Genomic DNA, 23,509 nt, shown 5'->3' on the forward strand with positions numbered 1-23,509 from the left:
AAAGTGGGGCGAAATGTGTTTTATCCCGCCCCGAATGTGGATTCGACCGTAGTGGATTTTCGGCGTTTAGAGGTACGTCAGAGACTGCTGGAGGACCTGAAACTGACCCCCGATGGCTTGACGGATGAGGCAGTCGAGACGTTAAGGAAGGAAGTATTCGCGGCGGTGAACGCGGCATTTTCTCAGCGCCGCAAGACCTTGCGGCAATCTTTGGCTGGATATGCTGGCTCCCCTGATGCGTCCGCCGCTTTGCTTGAGGCGGCCGGTATCTCGCCGGGCCTACGTGCCGAACGTCTCAGTGTCACAGACTTCACAAAAATCGCGGCCGCAAAACTTTATGGAACGAGCGATACAAAATGAGCGGAGTGAGAATTCTCGAAAACCAATCGGGGCGGCGCCTTAAAGTGTTTACTCCTGGAAAGGTCAACCTGCTGCTCCGAGTAGGAACGCGACCACCAGGACAGCTCCGCCACGAACTATCGACGGTATTTCAGTGCCTGGACCTCGGGGAATTCTTGACTGTGGAACCTCGTGATACAGGCGAGACCGATGTGGTGCACACCGTGCTGGCACCGGGATTGACCGGACCAAAGAACCTGGACGGACCGGAAAATCTGGCGCTCAAAGCACTGAAGGCCTTGCGGGATACCGGCACCGAAGTACCTTTCACCAGCATCAAGATTGAGAAAAATATTCCGGTGGCGGGCGGTATGGCTGGCGGGTCAGCCGATGCCGCTGGCGTGCTCTACGCGGCGAACGTGCTTTACCAACTGGGATTCACCCTTGCGGAGTTGCAGTCTCTGGGGGCGAGAATAGGCGCGGACGTCCCTTTCGGCCTAACCGGGGGAAACGCCTTGGGGCTCGGCTTCGGTGACAATATGCATAGTTTACCGGGCGGTACAAAATGTTATTGGGCCTTAGCTGTTTCCCGCCGTGGACTGTCCACACCAAAAGTCTTTGAGGCTTTCGACCAGCTGGTTCCTCACCCGCAACCACTGCCCGCTGCGCTTTCACCAGACTTTTTGGCAGCTCTGGACGGGGACATCACCGAGCTGGCCGGATACCTCCACAACGATTTGCAGGCCGGTGCCCTACACATTTTCCCTGAACTATCCCAAGTCATCGCCGCCGCAGAACAGGCCGGGGCTTTGAAAGCTATCGTTTCTGGCTCCGGTCCGACCATCGCCGCCTTATGCTCAGACGCAACTTCCCAAGAAAAAGTGGCACAGAGGCTCGGCGCCCACCCTTTGGTAGCACGAGTTTTCAGCGCCGTTGGACCGGTAAACGGCGAAAATCAGGGCTCCTAATCCACAAGATTTAACAAATAAAAAGTTGAACTTACATAGCTTTAACAAATTAAGCAGGTAAGTCCTAACGCGAGTTTCCTAACCTGAGATTGCTAATAAAGTTTCAGGAAAGGAAAACCCTTGAACAAGAAATTTTCTCTGATGGCAGGCGCCGCTATCCTGGTCAGCGCCTCATTGGGATTGACAGCTTGTGGCGGCAGCGCAGCAAATGCAGAAAGCGCCGCAGACAAGACGAAGTACCAGGCAGCTGCTTCCATTGATGACTTTGGGGGAATGGAAGGGCTGGAAAAAGCGGCGAAGGCAGAGGGGCAGTTGAACCTCATTGCGCTGCCCCACGACTGGTCAAACTGGGGGGGAGTGATTGAGGCGTTTAAAAAGAAATATCCCGAAATCACCGTAAACGAACAGAGTCCCAATGCGTCTTCGAAAGAAGAAATTGATGCCATTAAGACGAACGCTGGGACGGATAAAGCCCCGGACACCGTTGACGTTGGTTTAGCGGTAGCCGTGGATTCCACCCAGTATTTTGCGGCTTACGAAACTCAAGGGGCAGCAAAGATTGATCCGAAACTTAAGAATAAAGACAAGCTGTACACCCCGGATTACACCGGTGTGATGTCTCTGGGCTGGAATAAGACCAAGTACGGTGATGTCAAGTCCATCGAGGACTTGAAAGACCCGAAGTTTGCCGGCGTCGTCTCGCTCAACGGAAAACCCGCGGAAGCCGGGGCGGCATTCAATGGCTTTATTATGGCGAATCTGGCCAATGGTGGGGATTTGCAAAACCTCCAGCCGGGTCTGGATTTCTTTAAGGAACTCAAGAGCCTCGGTAACTTGAACACCATTGATGTGACCTCGGCCACCATCGATTCCGGTCAGACTGCCGCAGTGTTCGACTGGTCCTACAACCAAATTTCGACTCGTGACCGCTTAAAGGGTCAGGGAGTTGAATGGGGAGTCATCGTGTTCCCCGGCACCGAGGTCGGCAGCTATTACCAGCAGGCCATCAACAAGGAAGCTCCCCACCCAGCCGCGGCACGTTTGTGGCAGGAGTTCCTCTATACTCCAGAAGCTCAGAACCTCTGGATGAAGGGCGGGGCAATGCCGGTGCTGATGGAACAGATGGAAAAGGACGGCACCATTGATGCCGACGCCAAAGCCACCTTAATTGAAACCTCTAAGCCTCCGTTAACTTACAGCCCGGATGATTCGGCTCGAATCACCACTTGGTTGCAGCAGAATTGGGACAAGGCTATTGGCAACTAAGCCTGTTCAAGAAGATACACGGCCAGGGAGCTCGGATACTGATCCGGGCTCCCGGCTCGTGCCTACAGACGTGAAACCAGAAGTCAATGTACGAACCGGTTGGCGCGGACAGTTACTAGCCCAGTCAAAGACCTGGTACCCCTCGTCAGAGCGGCGGCGCAAGTCCACAAACCTGGTCACTATCCCGTTTTTCCTCTATGTGGCAATATTTTTGCTCACCCCCACCGCGATTGTGATTGCGGGAGCCTTCACCAGCGCGACGGGGGGATTTACCTTGGCAAACTTGGCGCGTTTGGGAGAAAAGAACACTCTAGAATCGCTTGGTACTTCAGTTATCGTCTCCATTGCGTCGGCTCTGATTGGGGCCGTGGTGGGGGCGCTGGCCTGTTATGCCCTAGTGGCTCGTTCCAGCCAAACCGGTTTGCTGCGCCGCTTAATCAATGCCGTATCTTCCGTATTGGCTCAGTTTGGCGGGGTCATGCTGGCTTTTGCATTCATCGCCACCATCGGGATTAACGGTATCGGTACCCAGATTCTGTTCGCGGCCACCGGAATTCAGCCGGATCCTAACTGGCTGGCCTCCCTGCCGGGGCTGGTGCTGGTGTATTGCTACTTCCAGATTCCCCTGATGATTATCGTGTTCTTACCGGCGATGGACTCGCTGCGTCCCCAGTGGAAGGAAGCGACCCTGAACTTGGGGGGCTCGACTGGGGATTATTGGTTCCGGGTGGCGGGTCCGATTTTGTGGCCGCGATTCCTCGGTGCTTTTTTGCTGCTATTTTCCAATGCTTTTTCCGCCTACGCCACCGCGGCAGCACTGTTTACGCAACGCTCCATCCTGGTGCCGTTGATGATTCAAAGTGCGCTGCGTAATGAGCAAGACATCGGGCAAAACGGGTTCGCGCAGTCGCTCGCCCTGTTGATGGTGGTCGTAGTGGCTGTGGTGATGACAGCTTACGCACAACTGCAAAAGAGGACGGCGAAATGGGAGTAAACCTCACTAATTCCATAAATTCCAAAGCGAATGCCCTACTGACAGCCCCTTCCACCGAGGCCACGTCGCGCCGGGCAAGCCGTAAGTGGCAGACGCACCTGGGCGTAGCCATTTATCAGTGGGTAATCCTCGTCGCCGTACTGCTGTTTTTATTTATACCACTGCTGGGTATGTTAATTTTTTCGGTGCGGTTTCCCCTCACCGGGGCGTGGTCGGGCGGGGCTTGGCAATCCATCTTTAGCTTGTCGGGGACCACCGCCTCTGGGGCAGATATGTCGATTCTGTGGGACGGTGTGTTGAATTCCTTGGGATTGAGCGTGTTTACGGTGGTGCTGATGCTGGCGTTGCTGTTGCCAACCATGCTGGCGCTAAAAATCCGCCCTTCCAAACTGTCTCGCGTGGTGGAGTTTATTTGTCTGCTTCCCCTCGCGATTCCCGCCATTGTGCTGGTGGTGGGTTTAGGGCCGATATATCGATTTATTTCGATTAACCTGTTGAACACGCATCCAATCTGGCTAGCTTTTGCCTACACCATCTTGGCGCTGCCCTTCGCGTATCGGGCGCTCGATGCCGGGTTCTCGACGATTCCGGTAAAGACCCTGGTAGAAGCCGCTCGTTCCCTAGGAGCACCGTGGTCTACGGTCATGTTCAAAGTCATTATCCCCAACCTTCGCGGAGCCATTGGGGCCGCATCCTTTATCACTATTTCCGTGGTGCTGGGAGAGTTCACCATTGCGTCGCTGTTGAATCGCAACAATCTGCAGGTTGCTATTTTCCAGTTGGGTCAAGACGACTCTATGACGGCAACCGCGCTGGCTCTGCTGACCATGGTGTTTGGCATCGTGGTGTTGATGATGTTGGAAATCGTGAGCTACGAATTGAAAAAGAAGAGAGAGAAAAATGCCAAATGAGGCTGTTGGTGCCGAGGTTGAGCTTCGGGATCTGAACAAACAATACGGGCGCACCCAGGCGCTGGATCATTTCAACTGTGAATTTCACAGTGGAGAACTCGTTGTGCTGTTGGGACCCTCGGGATGCGGGAAAACGACCGCGTTACGGGCTCTGACAGGCTTGATGCAGGTCGACTCGGGCCAAATTGTGGTCAACGGTCAAGACATCACCCACACCTCCGCGGCAAAGCGGAATATGGCGATGGTTTTCCAACAATATTCCCTGTTTCCCAATATGACAGTACGCCAGAACGTAGAGTTCGGGCTGACGGTGCGCAAGGTCGACTCTAAACATCGCGTCCGTCAGGCTATGGAAGCCCTAGAGATGGTGGGCTTGTCCAACCAAGCCGATAAGTACACTCACCAAATGTCCGGGGGTCAGCAGCAGCGGGTTGCTCTGGCACGAGCTTTGGTGTTACGACCCTCCGTATTGGCTCTCGATGAGCCGCTCTCGGCTTTGGATGCCAAAGTGCGGGTGCAGTTGCGCGGAGAAATCCGCCGACTTCAGCTGCAGTCCGGTTTGACGACCCTGTTCGTGACGCACGACCAGGAGGAGGCTTTGGCTGTGGCCGACCGGGTCGGTGTGATGAAAGACGGTAAGCTGCAGCAAATCGCTGAGCCTTGGGAGTTGTATAACGAGCCCGCGAATGAGTTCGTGGCGACTTTCATCGGTGAATCGAGCCGTATTCCCGCTGTGATTCGGGATGGCTCAGCTTTCGTAGGGGACCAAGAAATTCCGATTCTAAAAACCTCAACGAAACGTACCGACGGGGAAGCCACAATTTTGGTGCGTCCCGAATCCGTGCAGCTGGAGATGGTACAGCCCAACGCCCCCCGATTAGCCAATCAAGGCGTAGTGAAAAACCTGACTTTCCTGGGATCTACCGCGAAAGTCGAGGTGGAGATGCCTTCGGGAATCACGTTGACGTCTCAGATAACGCCTTCGGAATCCATGATGGTCACGAAAGGGCAACGTGTGGCGCTGCGGATTGAGCCGAAAGCTGTATTGGCGGTGTCTCCTGACGACGTCCCCCAATCTAACCCCATAAAAGTGGTGACGCAGGTCGAGGAAAGACAACCTTCGCAGGTTTCCTAGCGAGATTGGGCATCGAAGGGGAGGAGTACCGACCGAAGTAGGCGCGCCAATTCGGTTACGTCCGCTTCGGAAAGATCTCCTAACCAACCCCGTTCCGTAGCCATCAGTGTGGTTATCGCGGCATCGGCGTGCCGCTTGCCGTCTTCGGTGAGTTCCACCAGAATGGCGCGGCGGTCCTCCGGGTGGTCGCAGCGGCGTACCAGTCCGCGTTCTTCTAACCGGTCGATGCGGTTCGTCATGGTCCCGGAGGACACCAGCGATTGCTGCATGAGCACGCCGGGTGTCAGGGAAAAGGGCTCTCCTGCTCGGCGGAGGGCGGAAAGCACATCGAAGGCCCAGGGCTCCAAGTCTACTGAGGAGAACGCTTCACGACGTGCCTGGTCGAGGTGGCGAGCGAGGCGGGAGACTCGGGAGAATACCGAAAGTGGAGTTAAATCGGCATGGGGCAGCAGAGAGCGCCAAGCCTTGAGGATGCCGTCGACTTCGTCACTGTCGGGTAAAGCGGAAGGGGGAACCATAGCACCGTCCTATTGCGGGAAAAATTTCTTTAATACTACTCGAGGTCGAGAATCTTTGTCGCAGAGAAAATCTTTGTGGTCTCGAAATACCTTCCTGGGGACTATTGGAAGTCTCTAGAGGGGTGCTTGCAAAGTGTAAAAAATTTGAGAGTACTGCAAGTACTTGCGATGCTCGCGACATACAGGAAAGTTAAGCAGCCTCGACTTTCTAAAAAAGTTGAAAAATGGCAAAATAGACGGGCGCTGTTTCCGACTGGAAGTTGGTGGCGCACTCCGCCCTGGTGTAATGGCAGCACAGAGGTTTTTGGTACCTTTAGTCTGGGTTCGAATCCTGGGGGCGGAACGTTTTGCTTTTTAGGGGCGGGCAAGGCGTTAGGATAGGAACATGACCAACGTCAGCACCATCGTTATCTTGGCGGCAGGCCAAGGCACTCGTATGAAGTCCAAGAAAGCCAAGGTTTTGCACTCCTTTGCGGGGCGCACCCTGCTTTCTCACGCTATCCACACCGCTATGGAAATCGAACCGGAACGCATCGTGGTGGTGGTTCGTCACCAGGCCGAGGCCGTAGCTGCCGAAGCTCAGGCGGTTAATCCTGACATCGTGATTGCTCACCAGGACGATGTGCCCGGTACCGGTCGTGCCGTGTGGTGCGCCTTGCAAAAGCTGGAGGAACTGGGGGCTGCGACAGGGACTTTGGTGGTGACTTCCGCCGACGTGCCCCTGCTTGATTCCTCCACGATTCTGTCCCTGGCGGAAACTCGCGAGGACGAAGGGGCGGCCTTGTGCTTGCTGACTACCGAGATAGCCAACCCTTTCGGTTACGGGCGAATTCAGCGGGTGGCCGGACACGTCGCCGGTATCGTCGAGGAACGCGACGCGACTTACGCACAAAAGCAAATCAAAGAAGTCAACGCCGGGATTTATGCTTTCGACGCCGAATTCTTAAATCGCTGCTTACCGACCCTGTCGACAAACAACGACCAAGGGGAGATTTATCTGACTGACACCATCAAAGCTGCTCGGAACGAAGGTCTCAGGGTTTCTTCGGTGCTGCTGTCAGACACGGCGCAAGCGGAAGGCTGCAACGACCGGGCGCAGCTGGCCGAACTGCGGGCCGAATACAATCGCCGTCGCACTCGGTACTGGATGCTACAGGGCGTCACCATCATCGATCCGGCTACGACATGGATTGATGCCGACGTGACCATCGGACAGGACACTACGATTTACCCCAATACGCAGTTGCGCCGCCACACCTGCATCGGCGAGGACTGCCGTATCGGGCCGGACTCGACGCTTATCGACATGAAAGTCGGAGACGACGCGGAAGTCTTTCGGGTTCATGGGCTTTCCTCTGAAATTGGAGCACATTCCTACATCGGGCCTTTTACCTACCTGCGTCCGGGAACAATACTGTCGGAAAGCACAAAGGTCGGAGGTTTTTGCGAAACGAAAAACATTCAAGTCGGGCGAGGCACCAAGATTCCCCACCTGTCTTATGTGGGCGACGCCACCATCGGGGAAGGCACCAACATTGGCGCCGCCACTATCTTTGCAAACTACGATGGGGTACATAAGCATCACTCCAATGTCGGGTCACACTGCCGAACCGGCGCCAATAACGTGTTCATTGCCCCGGTCAATATCGGCGACGGTGTTTATACCGGCGGAGGAACCATCGTCCGCCAAGATATCCCGGAGGGGAACTTGGCGGTCAATGACTTTCAGATGCGTCAAATTCCCGGCTGGGTCGCAAAGAATCGTCCCGAAACTATCGCCGCCATCGAGGCTATGCGGGCTGAGCAAGCCGGAGGGAATCCCCCAGACAGCGCGGATGGTACGAAATAGTCCCGGTGGACGAAAGGGACGGTAAAAGCCATGATTAATACCTTTGCAGCAACAGAAAAACTCCGATAAAAGAAGGACACACGAATGGCAGAGTTGTTTGATACCCCGCGCAAGCGTCTTGTGATTGTGTCGGGTCGATCGCACCCCGAACTGGCTGAACAGGTTGCCAAAGAACTTGACGTGGAGGTGCTGCCGACTACGATTTACGACTTTGCCTCAGGCGAAATCTATGTGCGGTACAACGAGTCGGTGCGCGGTTGCGACGTGTTTTGTATCCAGTCGGTTTCCGGCAATGTCTCTAAGTGGTTGATGGAACACTTCATCATGATTGACGCCCTGAAGCGAGCCAGCGCCAAGCGCATCACCGTGGTTGCTCCGCTGTACCCTTATGCCCGTCAAGATAAGAAACACCAGGGACGCGAACCGATTTCGGCGCGTCTCATTTCGGACCTGTACAAGACTGCCGGGGCGTCCCGTTTGATGAGTATCGATATGCACGCCTCGCAGGAACAGGGCTTCTTTACCGGTCCGGTGGATCATCTCCAGGCGATGCCGGTGCTGATTGACTATGTCCGCACCCGCGTGGATTTGAACAACGTGACCGTGGTGTCTCCGGATGCGGGCCGGATTCGCGTGGCTGAAAAGTGGGCGAACCGTCTGGGCGGATACCCTCTGGCTTTTGTGCACAAGACTCGTGACACCTCCCGTCCCAATGTGGCTGTGGCCAACCGTGTGGTGGGTGATGTTGAAGGGCGCACCTGCGTGCTGGTCGATGACTTGATTGACACTGGTGGCACGATTGCGGAAGCCGTGGGGGTTTTGAAGCACGCCGGGGCCAAGGATGTGCTGGTAGCGGCGACGCACGCGGTGTTTTCTGATCCGGCGGCAAAGCGCCTGAGCGAATGCGGAGCCCGCGAAGTCATCGTTACAGATACGGTGCCGATTCCTCCGGATAAGTGTTTCCCGCAGCTCAAGGTTTTGCCGATTGCGCCGTTGCTGGCCCGGGCAATTCGCCAGGTCTTTGAGGAAGGCTCCGTGACCGCCCTGTTCGAGTAAAACGGGCGTGATTCCCCTGGAACCTAGGGGTGCATGAGGAATCCCTGAGATTCGATGTCATCCAGGATGGAGGCGCGGCGGTTGCGTACCTTGCCGAGTTTCTGGAAGATTTGATTCGTAAACTTGTCCTCACGCCTGCCCTTATTGCGCAGGTCATAGTATTCGCGCATCTGCGCGTCGTAATCCTTGAGGGCTTCTAGGTAGGAATCCGGACGCACATAGGTGTCGGTCATGACCCGGAACTCTTTGGGCATCCGCGGTTTCGATTGCGGTTCTTCGCCGGGGTATCCCAAGGTTAGGCCCAGTACTGGGAAAGTGTAGGGGGGCAGTCCGATAGCCTCGATTACCCCTTTGGACTCGTTCAAAATATTGCCTAAAATATTGGCTCCTAACCCCAAAGACTCGGCAGCTATGACCACGTTTTGAACCATGAGAACCGCATCGGTGAAGGCTTCCTGGAACGTATCTATCGTGGCAGCCGATTGGGGGAACAAACCCATTTCTTCCAAAATGGCTGCTCCCCGAGCTAAGTCTGCGATAAACAGCAGATACTCCGGGGCGCGGGCTACATATTCCTGACCACCGATTTCAGCCAGCTTTTCGCGCTTTGCTTGATCCTTAATCCGAATAATCGAGGCACCCTGAATCCCCCGGGACGTGGGGGTGTGCATGGCTACGTCCATCAGGGTTTGGAAAGTGTCCTCAGGGATGGGATCCGATTTGAACTCGCGGATGGTGCGATGTTCTAGCTGGACATCGATGGTCTCATTCATGAAATCATTGTTTCATACTTTACCTTTAGGTATACCCAAATAATGAATCTAGTCAGATTAATATTTGCACAGCGAGAGGCACAGGAGGTTAACGTTACACAAATTAGTAAAATTGCGGTGGTTTCGCTATCATTGATGGGTTGCCTCGGCGAGGGGGAGCGCGGCGGTCAAGCCGCAGCGTGAACCGTTATCGACGCGGCCCGGTAACTTTGCTGGATGCCCTTCGCCCGCTTCTGCTTATTGAGCAGAGCGGGTTTTTCTGTCTTATGGCAGGAACGGAGTCGTCTGCTCACCCGTGAGGGGAACAACGAAACTTTGGAAAGGAAATCCTGCAACAGAATTCCGCGGTCCTCCCGGGAAAACGCAAACTGATTACATATTTTGGAGGATACAAATGGCTGATAACCCCACTTTGCAAGTTGAAAAGCGCACGGATTTCGGTAAGGGCTTTGCTCGCCGCGCTCGAGTTGCTGACAAGATTCCGGCAGTACTCTACGGTCACGGCACGGATCCGGTGCACCTGTTGCTGCCCTACCACGACACTTTCCTGCTGGTTAAGGACAACGCTAACGCCGTTATTTCCTTGAAAGGACTCGAAGACCCGGCGATGGTCCTGGTCAAGGACATTCAGCGCCACCCGGTAAAGCGCCAGATTATGCACATGGACCTGCTACTGGTGAAGGCCGACGAAAAGGTGGACGTGGAAGTGCCTATCGAGATCATCGGCGAGCCCAAGTCCGGTTTGGTTGCCAACCAAGACCTGTTGAACATGGAAATTTTTGCTCCGGTTATTGCTATTCCGGAAAAGATCGAGGTCAGCGTGGATGGCTTGGAAGACGGTGTGGTGTTGAGCGTTGCCGACATCAAGCTGCCTGAAGGCGTGGAAGCCAAGACTGATCCGGAAGCGATCGTTTTGAGCGTCACCACTCCGCAAGAAGTTGACATTCCGGAAGCCCCGACGGCGGAAGAAGAAACCACCGAGGCTGAAACTGAGGAAGAAACCGAAGAATCCGCTGAGTAATAGCGGTTTTCTGACACTTACTTGGATTGCTGATGAGCCCCACTCACGAACCACGTTTGGATCCCTCTCGTCTGGTGGACAAGGAGGGAACCTGGCTCGTGGTGGGGCTCGGCAATCCCGGTGAAAAATATGCCGGAACCCGGCACAACTGTGGATATATGGTCACGGATCGCTTCGTGGGGCAGTCGGGTCAGGCGTATCGAAATCAGTCCCTGGCGCGTGCGGGAGTGGTGGCGCGCGTGGCGACAGTACGTTTGGGATACGGAGTGGACGCGCCCAAAATTATCGTGGCTCATACCGGCTCTTTCATGAACGAATCCGGTCCGGGGGTGAAAGAACTGCTGGACTATTATCGGCTTGGCTCAGAGCGCTTGCTGGTGGTCCATGATGAGTTAGACCTCGAAATGGGTTACGCCAAGCTAAAAGTTGGCGGCAGCGATGGCGGGCATAACGGGTTGAAATCCATCCAAAAGGCTTTGGGCACGAAAGACTTTGCGCGTTTACGCATTGGCATTGGTCGTCCGGTCAAAATCCCTGGCGGGGGGTTTGACGTCATTAACTGGGTTTTGGGACGTATCCCGAAGTCGCAGCAAGGTACTCTCGATGAGGTTTTGGACCGAGCGGTACAGTGTGTGACGGATATTGCGGAAAACGGTCTGGCAAAAGCTCAAGCCAGGTTACATTTGGGCAACCCCAAGTAAGGGGCGGCGTGTTCGAATGCCGGGTCTGAGCTGAGGGGGTCAGGTTCATTCATGAGTTTGCACGGTTTACTGAAAGCGACGGGGACTGCTTTGGCAGGCCTGGAGCCTGAAGTGGCGGGTGCTGTTTACGAATACGTGGCACCCCCCGGTTTTTATGCCCCGCTCATCGCGGGTTTGCCCGGCGGCGACGAGGGATTAACCGTGGTTCTCGCGCCGAGCACCCGCGCCGCTACCCAATTAGCTCGTGAACTGGGAGCCTACACCGTCGGAGTGGAGTTGTTTCCCGACTGGGAAACATTGCCCCACGAGAGGCTTTCCCCTCGCGTTGATACGATGGCGCGCCGGATTTGGGCTTTACATCGGGTGACGCATCCCGACCCGCAAGATGCGGTTCATTTCCTGGTCATGCCCATGCGGGCTGCGCTAGCCCCGGTGAACGCCCATATCGCCGACTATCCTCTGTTTACGGTGCAGGTGGGAGACACTTATGACCGTGACACCATGGCTGCGGATTTGTTGCGTTTGGGCTACGAACGTGTTGATATGGTGGGGGCGCGCGGTCAGTTTGCCGTGCGTGGGGGTCTGATTGACGTTTTTTCTCCCACGGCCGCCCATCCGGTGCGTATCGAACTGTTTGGCGACGAGGTAGACACCATTCGGGCGTTTACGGCAACGGATCAGCGAACTTTCGGCGGCGACATCCGGGAGCTGGCCGCCCCAGCCTGCCGCGAGCTACTCCTCGACGATGCGGCGCGGGAACGGGCCGCCAGCCTGGCCGACCAAATGCCACAGGCTGGCGAAATACTGAATCTGGCTGCCGAGGGTAAGTACGGTGAAGGCTTGGAATCCCTGAGCCCGCTGCTGGGGGCAGAAATGGTGCCCTTGTTTTCCCTGCTGCCGCCCGGAGCCCGTCTGGTGGCGACCGATCGTCCCCGTTTGGAGGCGCGCGCGAAAGAACTGGTGGAAACGACCCAAGAGTTCCTGGCAGCTTCTTGGTCGGCGGCCGCGGGCGGTGGGGAAGTACCCCTGGAGATTGAACAGGCTTCGTTTTTGACCTTGGAACAGCTCCATGCCGCTGCCCAAGAGGCGCGCATGGACACCGTGTTCGTCTCTCCTTTTGCGGTGGGCGAGAACGCTCAGAACGTGGGGGCACAAATCGCGATGGAGCCCCCCGCCGGAGAAACTGGACTGATTGGTACAATCGGCGATTTGGTGTCAGAAAATTGGAACGTAGTGATTACTACGACCGGTAGGGGGATGGCGAGCCGTCTGCGGGATGTCATGGGAGAGGCGGACGTTCCGGCGAAAGTGGTTGCGGATGCCACAGCGCCTAGCAGCGGCGCGGTACAGATCACGGTGGCCCCCCTGGACGAGGGCTACCAGGTCCCCGCAGCGCAACTATTGGTGGTGAGTGAGGCCCAGGTCTTGGGCAAAAAGAAGTCCCGCCACGCCTCGGACAAGGCCAACCTTCCCGCCAGGCGACGCAAAGCTATTGATCCCCTGACTTTGAACCAGGGCGACTACGTGGTTCACCTGCACCACGGCATCGGGCGTTTCGTAAAACTGGCGAAACGCACCATGGGGCGAGGCCGGGAAACCACCGCGAAAGAATACGTGGTGTTGGAATACGCCCCCAGCAAACGCAACGGTCCCGCCGATCAACTGTGGGTGCCTACTGATTCTCTGGACTTACTCTCGAAGTATGTGGGTGGGGAGTCCCCGGCGCTATCAAAGATGGGCGGGGCTGATTGGGCAAAAACCAAGTCTAGAGCCCGCAAAGCGGTGAAAGAAATCGCCCGGGAACTGGTGCGTCTCTATGCCATTCGCCAAGCCTCCAAAGGGTATGCTTTCAGCCCGGATACCCCGTGGCAACGCGAGTTGGAAGACAGTTTCGAGTTTGTGGAAACTCCCGACCAGCTCACGGTTATTGATGAAGTCAAGCATGACATGGAACAAACCGTTCCGATGGATAGGCTCATCTGCGGTGATGTGGGTTACGGAAAAACCGAGATAGCGGTTCGCGCGGCCTTTAAAGCCGTCCAGGATGGCAAGCAGGTGGCGATTCTAGCTCCGACGACCCTGCTGGTCAGCCAGCACGCCGAAACGTTTACGAACCGTTTTGCGGGGTTCCCGGTAACCGTAGCCGCACTGTCGCGCTTTACCACAGCTAAGGATGCCACCCGGATTAAAGCCGGGTTGAAAGACGGCTCCATCGAAGTGGTAATCGGAACCCACGCCCTGCTGTCGGGCAATGTCCGGTTTAAAGACCTGGGCCTGGTGGTGATTGACGAAGAACAGCGTTTCGGGGTGGAGCACAAGGAAGCCCTCAAGGCTTTGCGTGCTGACGTTGACGTTTTGACGATGAGCGCCACCCCGATTCCGCGCACTCTGGAGATGGCCATCACCGGGATTCGCGGCATGAGCACCCTCACCACCCCGCCGGAGGACCGCCACCCGGTCTTGACCTATGTGGGAGCCTACTCGGATAAACAGGTCGCGGCCGCCATCCGGCGCGAACTTTTGCGTGACGGTCAAGTATTTTTCGTACATAACCGGGTGCAATCCATCAATAGGGTTGCCGCTCACCTCGCCGAGCTGGTGCCCGAAGCGCGGATTCGGGTGGGGCACGGGCAGATGTCGGAAAAACAGCTGGAATCGGTCATGGTGGATTTCTGGAACCAAGAATTCGATGTGCTGGTGTCCACGACTATTGTCGAAAACGGGTTGGATGTGACCAGCGCCAACACAATAATCGTGGACCATGCGGACCGCTTTGGCCTGTCCCAGCTGCATCAGCTTCGCGGACGAGTCGGGCGCGGGCGGGAACGTGGCTACGCTTACTTCCTCTATCCGCCCGGCACCACTATGAACGAAACGGCTTTTGAGAGGCTGAAAACGATTGGAACCAACACCGGGCTGGGATCCGGGATGGCCATCGCTACGAAAGACCTGGAAATTCGCGGGGCTGGAAACCTGTTGGGCGGCGAACAGTCCGGACACATCGCTGGAGTAGGTTTTGACCTGTATGTGCGCATGGTGGGCGAAGCGGTGGCGACCTATAAGGGTCAGGAAGCCCCCGAAGACACTAGTGTGTCCATTGAGCTGCCCATAGATGCCTACATTCCCGAGGACTATCTGGATGTACAGTCGCTGCGTCTCGACGCCTATACGCGTCTGTCCTCGGCCACCACGGATACGGAAATCGACCAATTACTGGAGGAAATGACCGACCGTTACGGACGCCCTCCGCAACCGTTGGAACGCTTGGGGGCAGTCGCAAAACTGCGGAACTTGGCGCGGACCCAAAAGGTGCAAGAGATTAAGGTGATGGGCAAATTCATTCGCTTTAAGCCCGTAGAGCTGGCGGATTCGCAGATGGCGCGTCTGCAGCGCCTGTATCCGGGGGCGCGGGTGAAACTGACCACGCGCGAATTATTTATTCCCGCCCCAACCAGGAAAAATGGGTTGAGCGAAACTCCGATTGTGGACCGAGAGCTCATGGAATGGGTAGAGAAAGTCATTCGAGGCGTCATCAAACCCCTGGTTTAAAATTCCCTCCCCGGTCAAAGAAAAGCTAAGATGGGAACGTTGGGCCGGACTATTGAAGGGAAAAACGATGGCGGAACAGTCCCTCGTGACCAAAACCACTAAAACCGCAACCAAGCTGATGACGGGCGTCGCCGCGCTGGCGCTCGCGGGGGGACTGCTGAGCGGATGCGAAGCAAAACCAGGAGTAGCCGCTTACGGAGACGGATGGGTCGTCACCGAAGCGCAACTCGGAACAGTCACCAAAGAACTTTCCGACGCAGGATTAAACCTCAACGACACGCCGGATTTGCAGACCGCGCGCATCTATGCTCTGCACTACCTGCGGACTCTCAAGGAAGGTGGCAAGGATTTGCTCTCGCAGTGCCCGCAGCTCGATGAAATTAAAACCGACCTGTTTAAGGTGGACTCCGCACAGATGTCCCCGGAAACTCGTGATGTCATGCAACTGTTGCTGTGTGCTACCGCCACGGATCCGAAGGCCGCTAACGAGCTGGGCGTGCCACCGGTCAATTCGCAGTTGGCGGCCCAGATTGAACAGGCTTACCAGGCTGGTTCTGACCTAAAGAAGGCGAAGCTGTCGAATCGGATGAATCAAACTATCCAGATAATTCAGCATCGCGCCGCACAAATGCAGATGATGGGGCAAGCGCAGCAGTAAGAGAAAACTGCGGCGAGAGCCGGAAAGTTAATTCGCGGATAAATTGTTTGTCCGGGGAGAAATCCCCGGACAAATGCGCATTTTTACGAAAGAATAGTAGTGGCTGCCTGTACCCTATTCGGGGTGGAGCGGCAACATTATCAACCTTTCACATAAGGAGACTCAGTTGGCAATCATCGAAAGCATTTACGGTCGCGAAATTCTCGATTCCCGCGGTAACCCCACGGTCGAAGTCGAGCTCGAGTACGAGGGGGGGATGGTTCGCGCTGCGGTTCCTTCCGGTGCATCGACCGGCCAGTTCGAAGCGGTGGAACTCCGTGATGGTGATAAAGGACGTTACCAGGGCAAAGGGGTGCTCAAGGCAGTCAAGGCCGTGAACGACATTATTGCCCCCGAACTGGTGGGGTTTGACAGCGTTGAGCAGCGCTCAATTGATGCGGCAATGATGGACCTGGACGGTACCCCCAATAAGGGCAAGCTGGGGGCGAATGCGATTCTGGGCGTGTCCCTGGCAGCAGCGAAAGCCTCAGCCGAGGACGCCGGTTTGGAACTGTTTGAATACCTCGGCGGTCCCAACGCTCACGTCTTGCCGGTGCCGATGATGAATATTTTGAACGGCGGTTCCCACGCGGATTCCAACGTGGACATTCAAGAGTTCATGATTGCGCCGATTGGTGCCGAAACGTTCGCCGAAGCGCTACGGATGGGCGCTGAGGTGTATCACTGCTTGAAGTCCGTTCTGAAGGATAAGGGTCTGGCCACCGGTTTGGGTGATGAAGGCGGGTTCGCGCCGAACCTGGAGTCTAACGCGGAAGCGCTGGATTTGATTCTGGTCGCCATTGAAAAGGCCGGTTACAACCCCGGTAAGGATGTGGCGCTGGCTTTGGACGTGGCCTCTTCCGAATTCTACGAAAACGGCAAGTACAACTTTGAGGGCGAAGCCCGCGATGCAGCCTACCTCGAGAAATACTACGAGGAACTCATCGACAAATACCCGATTGTTTCCATTGAAGACCCGCTGAATGAGGAAGCTTGGGAAGACTGGCAGAAACTCACCGCCGCCATTGGCGACAAGGTGCAGCTGGTGGGCGACGACCTGTTCGTCACGAATCCCGAACGACTGGAGCGCGGTATTAAGGAAGGCGTGGCAAACGCCCTGCTGGTAAAGGTCAACCAGATTGGTTCCCTAACCGAAACCCTCGAGGCTATTGAAATGGCTCACCGGGCGGGATTCCACACCATGACTTCGCACCGTTCGGGCGAAACCGAGGACACCACGATTGCGCACTTGGCGGTGGCGTCCAATGCCGGCCAAATCAAGACCGGCGCGCCGGCTCGTAGCGAACGTGTCGCCAAGTACAACGAGCTGCTGCGCATCGAGGATATGCTCGGCGATGCCGCCGTTTACGCCGGCAAGTCCGCATTCCCGCGCTTCCGCGGCTAAGTTCATTCCGTTTCTACAAGTTTCCCAGGCTGGTGACATCATCAGCCTGGGAACTTTTTCCCTGCCGAGGCTCGCCTAGCCCCTCCCGGCGAGTTGATACCGCGAGTCCGGGGGTTATTGAGTGGCCTTGACGGGGCGCAAATCATAGATGACCGCCCGGTGATCCGAGATGGGCAGACGCAAAGCTCGCGGTTCGCTCACTAACTCCCAACCGTTGCCCAGCAGCTGATCTAAGGCAATCCACGGCTTATCAGCCGGATATGACGGGATAGCCCCGTGCAGCTGCGGGTGTTGTTCCGCAGGTAAAGGCTGCAGTACCTTGTCGATATGGTAATCACGCAGATTGAAATCCCCCACCAGCAGGCATGATTCAGAACGCAGGTGATAGAGAGAACGCCAGGCGCGCCGCAGCTGAGAAGCAGCCGTGGGACGGTGAATTTCCAGGTGGGTCGTGCCTAGCGCTACGGTCCCCAGCGGAGTAACCAGCCGGGCCGCCAACAGCACTCGCATCTGACCAAACCGAATCCCGGTCCCTTTTGCAGCATCGGGAAGGTCACGTAACCCCTCGATAAAGCCGTGAGAAAAACCCTTCCACGGGTCGCTGCCCCACACTATGCGTGCCCGAACCCTGCCGAGCCGTTTGAAATGCCAAGATTTCACCGGCCAGCGGGAGAGCAGAGCGATACCGTACCCGCTTTCCGCCTTTAGCTCGCTGTCCAAAGGGCGGCGGTGCAGGACTTGGGACTGGCCCGCGTAAGACGCCCCGATACGCCAATAGGGCAGGTGTAAAGATTCCGCCAGCACGCGTGCTTGGCGGACGTAGCCGGAACGTCGCTGTCCTTTGTCAACTTCCTGTAACGCCAAAATATCCGGTTTTAATTTCTGAAGAACCCGGGCAGTCTGCCGAAAATTTTCCTCGGTCAGTTGGGTGCGGGTATTAACCGAACCCGATTTGAACAGGCTGCGGCAGCGTTCCCCCAAGCCCCGGATAAATGCTTCTACCCGCGAATTTGCCTTTTGGACATCGGGCCATCCCTCCGCTGGGGTACCCCACTGCAAATTACAGGTAATAACCCGCAGGTAATCCGGATTCGGCAAAGTTTCGGGGGTTGAGCGGGTTGGGGCAGAAGTGGCTTTTCGAGAGCGCTTATTCCGGCTCATTTCTGAGCCTCCTCAGAAGGTGGGGTGGTGCCTTTGGTCGTGGTGTCTTTGGTCTTGGTGTCGCTGTCAGCAGTCGGTTTGCGTTCAGTTTGTTTCGGCCCCGTGACAAGTTTGCGGCGTTCCTCTGCGTCAGGAGTTCCGGAAAAGAGTCGGTCACCAGCCATCGTGGCGGTGGTGCTCAACACCCTGGTGTCTTGCAGGGCATCTTGGGAGGGGAGAAGCAGTCCCGGCGTTTCGCTCATGCTTTCATCTAGACGCCGGGCCTTAGAACGCCAGGAGCGGCGTTTTTCCTGAATTTTACGGGCATACTGGTCCAGAAGTGGCTCCCCGTAAGGGCTGGTCGGGGCCGCTTCATGTTCCTGTTTTTCGGCGGCCGCGGCGTGACGTTCACCATTCGCTTCCCGGATTGTGGCGATAGCCAGTTCACGAGCCTGTTTTTCAATCTCGATTTCATCAACGGGCATCTGTACTTCCGTCACGGTTTCGGTTTCCACGCGGCGACGCGGCAAGGCATAGGGAGCTTCCCTGTCAATCCACTCAATCAGGCGTTCTCGTAGGTAGCACTTGAGATCCCACAAATCCCCGGAGTTCGCGGCGCTCGCCACCAAACGCACCAGCATGGTGTCTTCGGAACTGTCTGTGACCTGCACGCTGGCGGTGCGCCCATCCCACAAGTCCGTCTCGGACAACAACCGGTCCACTTCGTTGCGGAAAGCCGCCAACGGCATACGCCAATCCACTCGCAGCTCCACGACCCCCAACAAATTGGTGTCCCGTTTGGTCCAGTTCTCGAAAGGTTCCTCGGTAAATTTCTTGGACGGCAGGATGAGGCGCCGTTCATCCCACAGATGAATGACAATATACGTCAGCGTGATTTCCTCAATCGTACCTTGCTGACCTTGCACCACGACCACATCGCCCACCCGAATTGGGTCGGAGAAAGCAATCTGGAGCCCGGCGAACATATTGGCTAACACCCCTTGTGCCGCAATACCAGCAATCAGGGAGATAATGCCGGCAGAAGCCAGCACCGACCCCATGGCCGCACGCGCTTCTGGGAACGTCAGCGCTATCGCGATAGCTCCGAAGACCCCAAAGAAAACTTGTGAAACTCGGTGCATGACTTGGGCCTGCGTCACCAGACGGTTTGGCTTCGCCCCGCCCTCAAGCTGTGTCCGGGTCATGTCCTCCAGGACGGCACACAGTTCAATCATCCACACCGTCATGGCAATAATCATGAAAATCAGCAAGCCGTGTGAAATCGTGTCGTAACCAGGGACGTTGGGGTTGCGTACAGTCCATTGCCATCCGATAGTCGCCCCCAAGGCGACGCAGGTCAAGGACCCGCCGACACGAGAACGACGCTCCAGATATTTAACCAGTCGGTGCTTGCGTCCCCAGCGCCGCAACAAGAACCCGATGATTTGGGCAGCCACCAGTAAAGCCACGATACAGACCAAACTGGCAGCCAGAACTGCCATAACGTCCAGGGACGTCTCCAGGACTTCCTTAACGGGGGTATCCGGGGTTGGATTGGGCTCCGGGGTCTGGCTGAACACAAAACTCATGTCTCTAGCATAGGTTATCGAGCTCGGACTGACCGGGGGAAGCGAGGTTTTGCACTTGTGGCTTTTTTCACCTAAACTATTTCAAGTCCTTAGCCCCCTGGGCTTAGGCGACGCTCCTATCGTCTAGCGGCCTAGGACTCCGCCCTTTCACGGCGGCAACACGGGTTCAAATCCCGTTGGGAGTACAAGTAAGCCTTTGGGCTTGCGGTTTGAATGGCCCTGTAGCGCAGTTGGTTAGCGCGCCGCCCTGTCACGGCGGAGGTCGCGGGTTCAAGTCCCGTCAGGGTCGCAGTTCGTCGATGGCCACAAGCTAAGACGAACGTTGGCTCTGTAGCTCAGTTGGCAGAGCGAACGACTGAAAATCGTTAGGTCACCGGATCGACGCCGGTCGGAGCCACCAAGTCCTCGCGCAAAGCGGGGATTTTTGGTTTTTACGCTTCGGCTTCGTTAACGGCTTTTGCAGGTCATAATAGAGGTATCCCCAAGACGACGGAGGAACATATGGCCGAAAAGAAACGCGCCCTGCTGATTGTTGATGTCCAACCGACCTTTTGCGAGGGCGGAGCTTTAGGGGTCGTGGGCGGCAACGACGTCGCGGAGCGGATTGCGGACTTTGTCACCGAATATGAGGACGAATATGAGATTATCGTCACCACTCAGGATTGGCACGTCGACCCAGGGGAGCATTTTTCTGACGACCCCGACTTTGTCGACACCTGGCCGCCTCACGGCGTGGCGGGCACGGCACAAGCGGAACTGCACGACGCTATCGCCGCCCTCCCCTTTGATGACTCCGTTAAGAAAGGTCAGTACGCGGCGGCTTATTCCGGTTTTGAAGGGGTGAACAAGGCGGGAGATACCCTGGAGGAGATTCTGCGTCGTGCCGACATCACCGACGTAGATGTGGTCGGCATCGCCGAATCGCACTGCGTGAAGGACACCGCTTTGGATGCCCTAGATTTGGGTTGGCCAACCCGAGTGTTTGAGGACCTCACCGTGCCCGTTTCAGAGAATCTTGGCAAAGCCGCGCGCGAAGAGATGGCGCAGGCCGGGGTAGATGAGATTCCCAGCGCTGACGCTTTCAAAGAAGAGGACTGACCCCACGGACTTTGCCGCAGGGTGTCTCGGCCGAGGCAGCTTACGGTCTGCCGTCCGATAGCGATGAGGCGGACATCGTCTCGCACCTTTTCGCTCTCTACGCCGCCCAAACCCGCAGTACGCCGGGACAGTGCGGATGACGTGTCTGCTGCTTGCCCGGTTGGATGGTGAGGGCGCCGGAACACACAATGAAAACAAAAGTGGGTGCCGAGTTGCGAATTGTGAAAGTAGGGGAGGGGTGCTAAATAGTCTGTTGCGGTATTGATAGAGTCACCTTTAAGCCGCCATGTTTGCTCGGGCTTATCGTGACCGTTCCTTTATGGGCGTCAACAATCTGTCGCACGATGAGCAGTCCTAAGCCATGTCGCTGTTCAGCGGTGCTGGTGTCACAAATCATATAATGCAGAGTACGGTTGAGCTGTTCTAATTCTGGAGCGGAAACGCCTATTCCATCATCCTCGACGCAGATAATGCAATTATTGTGTTGTGTAGAGACGGATACGTATATCGTGCAGCCATTTTCGTTATGGGAGATACTGTTATAGAGCAGATTTGAGAGGGCTCGTTGCAGTAAATCCTGGTCTACGTTGACATTGCAAGAGGCTAGATTTTCGTCAGTGAGCCATTTTATCGAAAATCCATTTGGCAGATTCATATTTATGAGATCTACGACTGTCTGTCGAACGATGGCAACAACATTGTGCGGTTGAATCATCAGTGGTTGCATGTTGTAATCGAGCTTGGACGCGAGATTGAGGTCTCGGATTAAGTTCTTCATTCGTTCACTTTGTTTGATAATCATCGTCACTTTTTTACGGTCTGGGTCCGAAAGCTGGGGTGAATTTTCTAACTGACCGGCAAAGCCCATAACCATCGAGAGCGGGGTCCGGATATCGTGGGAAACCCCGGCAATCCAGTTCGCCCTAGCGGTTTCTTTCCTTCTCAACTGTTCTTTTTGCTGCTGCAATATGTCAGAGGCAGAGTTGATGTTTGCGGCGAGTTCCCAAAGGACTCCAGTCTCAGGAACAGAGACACTCTCTCCCCTAGACAGCTGTTGTATGCCCTTGGTGATTGGATTGACCGACTTGAGGAACTTGGTGTTGGCAGTTAGATAAATTCCGAAGATCAACAGAATGTTGATAGATAATATGCTCAGGAGGATTTGCGGAAAGTTAGAAATGAAACTATAGTTCCAGCTCGGTTGGGTATGTTTCCAAAAACTATGGTGTGGAAATCCGACTACAACCACGCCATGATTATTTCTGCCGGTGTAGGTAGGGTAGTCGTCAAGATACCCGGTGCTCAAATCAGCTATATCTGACAAGGTGTAAGAATTTGGAATGGTCTGTGGAGCGTTTGGGGTTCTCCATATGACTTTTAATGTCTCGTTATCTATTAAAATCGCCCACGCTCTCTCCTCGGTTAATTTTGTAGACATGCTATCTGATAAGGCATATTCCCCGTGAGGAGAAACCTGTAAGGCTTTTCCAGTTGCCCGGGCGATGGCGTAGGGAGATGCATCTTCACTGGGGGCATAGTTTGCTACGAGAACGGCAAGTGCAATAATGTTCAGTAAAATTATGAATAAAGAGCTGAGCAGGAAAATGCTTACGAACCGGTGTATGAGCTTCGGTACGCTTTTCATGCTACTTCTCCTCTAGAATCAACTTGTAGCCCAGTCCCCTTACCGTGACCAAGGAAACGGGCTGTGAAGGATAACGTTCTATTTTCTCCCTGATGCGCCGTATGTGCGCCATCAAGGAATTTTCGTACCCAAAGGGATTGGTGCCCCAGGCGGCTTCACATAATGCTTCAATCGTTACGATACGACCGGCGTTCCGGTATAGGGCGGAGAGGATGTCATGTTCTTTAGCAGTCAGGGGTATACATTCATTATCCTTTATTACTTCAGCCAAGGAAAAATCAATCTGACTATTTCTCAGTGTCACTATGGGATTTTCTCCGCGATAGCTTCTCCTTAGTATAGCCATGATGCGAAACGTTAACTCTTTAGGGTGAAATGGCTTTACGATATAGTCATCTGCACCTAAACTAAACCCCTTAAACCTATCTTCATCCTCACCACATGCGGTGAGCAGCAAAATAGGGCAGTCGGCGTATTGCTTTAATTTGTTCATTAACTCAAAGCCGGTGCCATCGGGAAGCATCACATCGATGATTGCTAATTCGGGTGTTACCTTCTGAGCCACTTCGAGGGCTTCTTTCACGCATCTAGCCGTAGTAATTTGGCGAAAGCCGGATTCGTTGAGAATTGACAGAACCATGTCTAACAGTTCTTGCTCGTCATCAACGAGGAGTATGCGCTTGTCCTGTATATAAACATCCTGATGCATGGTCACGCCTCCTGAGCACCTATTCTGCACGTCATCGTATCCCTACCATTTGTGTAAGATACCGGAATCTGGTGGCATTAGCTCCAAGTAAACGATACTCGGTTGCCGAGTTCAAGGTGGGGATAGATCGGAAGAGCACACGTCTG

General features: G+C 55.4%; 19 protein-coding genes, 4 tRNA genes and 1 pseudogene. 18 read left to right on the top strand and 6 right to left on the bottom strand.

Annotation, left to right across the window (positions count from 1 at the left end; translation table 11 throughout):
* The 6 genes and pseudogenes from RDL66_RS08190 to RDL66_RS08215 all read left to right on the top strand — a co-directional run.
* Positions 1-360 (top strand): annotated as a pseudogene (locus tag RDL66_RS08190) (16S rRNA (adenine(1518)-N(6)/adenine(1519)-N(6))-dimethyltransferase); the annotation flags it as partial.
* Positions 357-1,307 carry a 4-(cytidine 5'-diphospho)-2-C-methyl-D-erythritol kinase gene (gene ispE / locus RDL66_RS08195; protein ID WP_308536441.1) on the top strand — a complete coding sequence of 317 codons (951 nt, stop codon included), beginning with the start codon at positions 357-359 and terminating at the stop codon, positions 1,305-1,307. The pseudogene RDL66_RS08190 and the gene ispE, both read left to right, overlap by 4 nt.
* Before the next feature lie 120 nt (positions 1,308-1,427).
* The gene (locus tag RDL66_RS08200) at positions 1,428-2,573 is read left to right on the top strand and encodes an ABC transporter substrate-binding protein (RefSeq protein ID WP_308536443.1); all 1,146 of its coding nucleotides are present in this window, start codon (positions 1,428-1,430) and stop codon (positions 2,571-2,573) included.
* 70 nt (positions 2,574-2,643) lie between these two features.
* The gene (locus RDL66_RS08205) at positions 2,644-3,567 is read left to right on the top strand and encodes an ABC transporter permease subunit (protein WP_308536445.1); all 924 of its coding nucleotides are present in this window, start codon (positions 2,644-2,646) and stop codon (positions 3,565-3,567) included.
* Between the two features lie 170 nt (positions 3,568-3,737).
* Positions 3,738-4,478, top strand: coding sequence for an ABC transporter permease subunit (locus tag RDL66_RS08210; protein WP_308536447.1), 741 nt, complete (start codon positions 3,738-3,740; stop codon positions 4,476-4,478).
* On the top strand, positions 4,468-5,613 hold the full coding sequence (locus RDL66_RS08215; RefSeq protein WP_308536449.1) for an ABC transporter ATP-binding protein: 1,146 nt from the start codon (positions 4,468-4,470) through the stop codon (positions 5,611-5,613). Before RDL66_RS08210 ends, RDL66_RS08215 begins: the two co-directional genes overlap by 11 nt.
* Here RDL66_RS08215 and RDL66_RS08220 read toward each other — a convergent pair.
* Positions 5,610-6,131 carry a MarR family winged helix-turn-helix transcriptional regulator gene (locus RDL66_RS08220; protein ID WP_297724610.1) on the bottom strand — a complete coding sequence of 174 codons (522 nt, stop codon included), beginning with the start codon at positions 6,129-6,131 and terminating at the stop codon, positions 5,610-5,612. The genes RDL66_RS08215 and RDL66_RS08220 overlap by 4 nt on opposite strands.
* A gap of 272 nt (positions 6,132-6,403) precedes the next feature.
* On the opposite strand from RDL66_RS08220, the gene RDL66_RS08225 reads away from it, so the two are divergent.
* From RDL66_RS08225 to RDL66_RS08235, 3 genes are all read left to right on the top strand, one after another.
* Positions 6,404-6,474, top strand: a tRNA-Gln gene (locus RDL66_RS08225).
* Between the two features lie 42 nt (positions 6,475-6,516).
* Positions 6,517-7,980 carry a bifunctional UDP-N-acetylglucosamine diphosphorylase/glucosamine-1-phosphate N-acetyltransferase GlmU gene (glmU, locus tag RDL66_RS08230; protein ID WP_308536451.1) on the top strand — a complete coding sequence of 488 codons (1,464 nt, stop codon included), beginning with the start codon at positions 6,517-6,519 and terminating at the stop codon, positions 7,978-7,980.
* 84 nt (positions 7,981-8,064) lie between these two features.
* Positions 8,065-9,036, top strand: coding sequence for a ribose-phosphate diphosphokinase (locus RDL66_RS08235; RefSeq protein WP_299295850.1), 972 nt, complete (start codon positions 8,065-8,067; stop codon positions 9,034-9,036).
* Between the two features lie 23 nt (positions 9,037-9,059).
* On the opposite strand, the gene RDL66_RS08240 is transcribed toward RDL66_RS08235, so the two are convergent.
* The gene (locus tag RDL66_RS08240; RefSeq protein WP_308536454.1) at positions 9,060-9,809 is read right to left on the bottom strand and encodes an NADPH-dependent oxidoreductase; all 750 of its coding nucleotides are present in this window, start codon (positions 9,807-9,809) and stop codon (positions 9,060-9,062) included.
* A 394-nt stretch (positions 9,810-10,203) separates the two neighbouring features.
* Here RDL66_RS08240 and RDL66_RS08245 point away from each other — a divergent pair, with 394 nt between their 5' ends.
* The 5 genes from RDL66_RS08245 (at position 10,204) to eno (ending at position 17,182) form a co-directional block, all read left to right on the top strand.
* Entirely contained in the window at positions 10,204-10,830 is a 627-nt protein-coding gene (locus RDL66_RS08245) for a 50S ribosomal protein L25/general stress protein Ctc (RefSeq protein WP_308536456.1), read from the top strand.
* Between the two features lie 32 nt (positions 10,831-10,862).
* Positions 10,863-11,531, top strand: coding sequence for an aminoacyl-tRNA hydrolase (gene pth / locus RDL66_RS08250; protein WP_308536458.1), 669 nt, complete (start codon positions 10,863-10,865; stop codon positions 11,529-11,531).
* A gap of 51 nt (positions 11,532-11,582) precedes the next feature.
* Entirely contained in the window at positions 11,583-15,080 is a 3,498-nt protein-coding gene (mfd, locus tag RDL66_RS08255) for a transcription-repair coupling factor (RefSeq protein WP_308536460.1), read from the top strand.
* Between the two features lie 67 nt (positions 15,081-15,147).
* Entirely contained in the window at positions 15,148-15,738 is a 591-nt protein-coding gene (locus tag RDL66_RS08260) for a hypothetical protein (RefSeq protein WP_308536462.1), read from the top strand.
* 166 nt (positions 15,739-15,904) lie between these two features.
* Positions 15,905-17,182: a phosphopyruvate hydratase gene (gene eno, locus RDL66_RS08265; protein ID WP_308536464.1), complete on the top strand. Its 1,278-nt coding sequence runs from the start codon at positions 15,905-15,907 to the stop codon at positions 17,180-17,182.
* Positions 17,183-17,296: 114 nt separating this feature from the next.
* Here the strand turns inward: eno and RDL66_RS08270 are convergent, their stop codons facing one another.
* On the bottom strand, positions 17,297-18,343 hold the full coding sequence (locus tag RDL66_RS08270; protein WP_308536466.1) for an endonuclease/exonuclease/phosphatase family protein: 1,047 nt from the start codon (positions 18,341-18,343) through the stop codon (positions 17,297-17,299).
* Entirely contained in the window at positions 18,340-19,911 is a 1,572-nt protein-coding gene (locus RDL66_RS08275) for a mechanosensitive ion channel domain-containing protein (protein WP_308536467.1), read from the bottom strand. The genes RDL66_RS08270 and RDL66_RS08275 overlap by 4 nt, the downstream gene beginning before the upstream one ends.
* Positions 19,912-20,023: 112 nt before the next feature.
* On the opposite strand from RDL66_RS08275, the gene RDL66_RS08280 reads away from it, so the two are divergent.
* From RDL66_RS08280 to RDL66_RS08295, 4 genes are all read left to right on the top strand, one after another.
* Positions 20,024-20,096 (top strand) — tRNA-Glu (locus RDL66_RS08280).
* Positions 20,097-20,126: 30 nt separating this feature from the next.
* A tRNA-Asp gene (locus tag RDL66_RS08285) sits at positions 20,127-20,200 on the top strand.
* Positions 20,201-20,235: 35 nt separating this feature from the next.
* A tRNA-Phe gene (locus RDL66_RS08290) sits at positions 20,236-20,311 on the top strand.
* Between the two features lie 101 nt (positions 20,312-20,412).
* On the top strand, positions 20,413-21,009 hold the full coding sequence (locus tag RDL66_RS08295; protein WP_308536468.1) for an isochorismatase family protein: 597 nt from the start codon (positions 20,413-20,415) through the stop codon (positions 21,007-21,009).
* A 241-nt stretch (positions 21,010-21,250) separates the two neighbouring features.
* Here RDL66_RS08295 and RDL66_RS08300 read toward each other — a convergent pair whose 3' ends face one another.
* Both RDL66_RS08300 and RDL66_RS08305 read right to left on the bottom strand, forming a co-directional pair.
* On the bottom strand, positions 21,251-22,654 hold the full coding sequence (locus tag RDL66_RS08300; RefSeq protein WP_308536470.1) for a HAMP domain-containing sensor histidine kinase: 1,404 nt from the start codon (positions 22,652-22,654) through the stop codon (positions 21,251-21,253).
* 1 nt (position 22,655) lies between these two features.
* Complete coding sequence (locus RDL66_RS08305) at positions 22,656-23,363, bottom strand: response regulator transcription factor (protein ID WP_308536472.1); 708 nt, start codon at positions 23,361-23,363, stop codon at positions 22,656-22,658.
* Positions 23,364-23,509: the final 146 nt, after the last annotated feature.

The organism is uncultured Mobiluncus sp. (assembly GCF_902488535.1).
Taxonomy (GTDB): domain Bacteria; phylum Actinomycetota; class Actinomycetes; order Actinomycetales; family Actinomycetaceae; genus Mobiluncus.

Bases quoted from the DNA above. Each gene is read 5' to 3' on its own strand.
- pth (WP_308536458.1), top strand. From the start codon at position 10,863: ATGAGCCCCACTCACGAACCACGTTTGGATCCCTCTCGTCTGGTGGAC.
- RDL66_RS08295 (WP_308536468.1), top strand. From the start codon at position 20,413: ATGGCCGAAAAGAAACGCGCCCTGCTGATTGTTGATGTCCAACCGACC.
- RDL66_RS08235 (WP_299295850.1), top strand. From the start codon at position 8,065: ATGGCAGAGTTGTTTGATACCCCGCGCAAGCGTCTTGTGATTGTGTCG.
- RDL66_RS08305 (WP_308536472.1), bottom strand. From the start codon at position 23,363: ATGCATCAGGATGTTTATATACAGGACAAGCGCATACTCCTCGTTGAT.
- RDL66_RS08300 (WP_308536470.1), bottom strand. From the start codon at position 22,654: ATGAAAAGCGTACCGAAGCTCATACACCGGTTCGTAAGCATTTTCCTG.
- RDL66_RS08210 (WP_308536447.1), top strand. From the start codon at position 3,738: ATGTTAATTTTTTCGGTGCGGTTTCCCCTCACCGGGGCGTGGTCGGGC.
- glmU (WP_308536451.1), top strand. From the start codon at position 6,517: ATGACCAACGTCAGCACCATCGTTATCTTGGCGGCAGGCCAAGGCACT.
- RDL66_RS08240 (WP_308536454.1), bottom strand. From the start codon at position 9,809: ATGAATGAGACCATCGATGTCCAGCTAGAACATCGCACCATCCGCGAG.
- ispE (WP_308536441.1), top strand. From the start codon at position 357: ATGAGCGGAGTGAGAATTCTCGAAAACCAATCGGGGCGGCGCCTTAAA.
- RDL66_RS08215 (WP_308536449.1), top strand. From the start codon at position 4,468: ATGCCAAATGAGGCTGTTGGTGCCGAGGTTGAGCTTCGGGATCTGAAC.
- RDL66_RS08220 (WP_297724610.1), bottom strand. From the start codon at position 6,131: ATGGTTCCCCCTTCCGCTTTACCCGACAGTGACGAAGTCGACGGCATC.
- RDL66_RS08260 (WP_308536462.1), top strand. From the start codon at position 15,148: ATGGCGGAACAGTCCCTCGTGACCAAAACCACTAAAACCGCAACCAAG.
- RDL66_RS08270 (WP_308536466.1), bottom strand. From the start codon at position 18,343: ATGAGCCGGAATAAGCGCTCTCGAAAAGCCACTTCTGCCCCAACCCGC.
- mfd (WP_308536460.1), top strand. From the start codon at position 11,583: ATGAGTTTGCACGGTTTACTGAAAGCGACGGGGACTGCTTTGGCAGGC.
- RDL66_RS08245 (WP_308536456.1), top strand. From the start codon at position 10,204: ATGGCTGATAACCCCACTTTGCAAGTTGAAAAGCGCACGGATTTCGGT.
- RDL66_RS08275 (WP_308536467.1), bottom strand. From the start codon at position 19,911: ATGAGTTTTGTGTTCAGCCAGACCCCGGAGCCCAATCCAACCCCGGAT.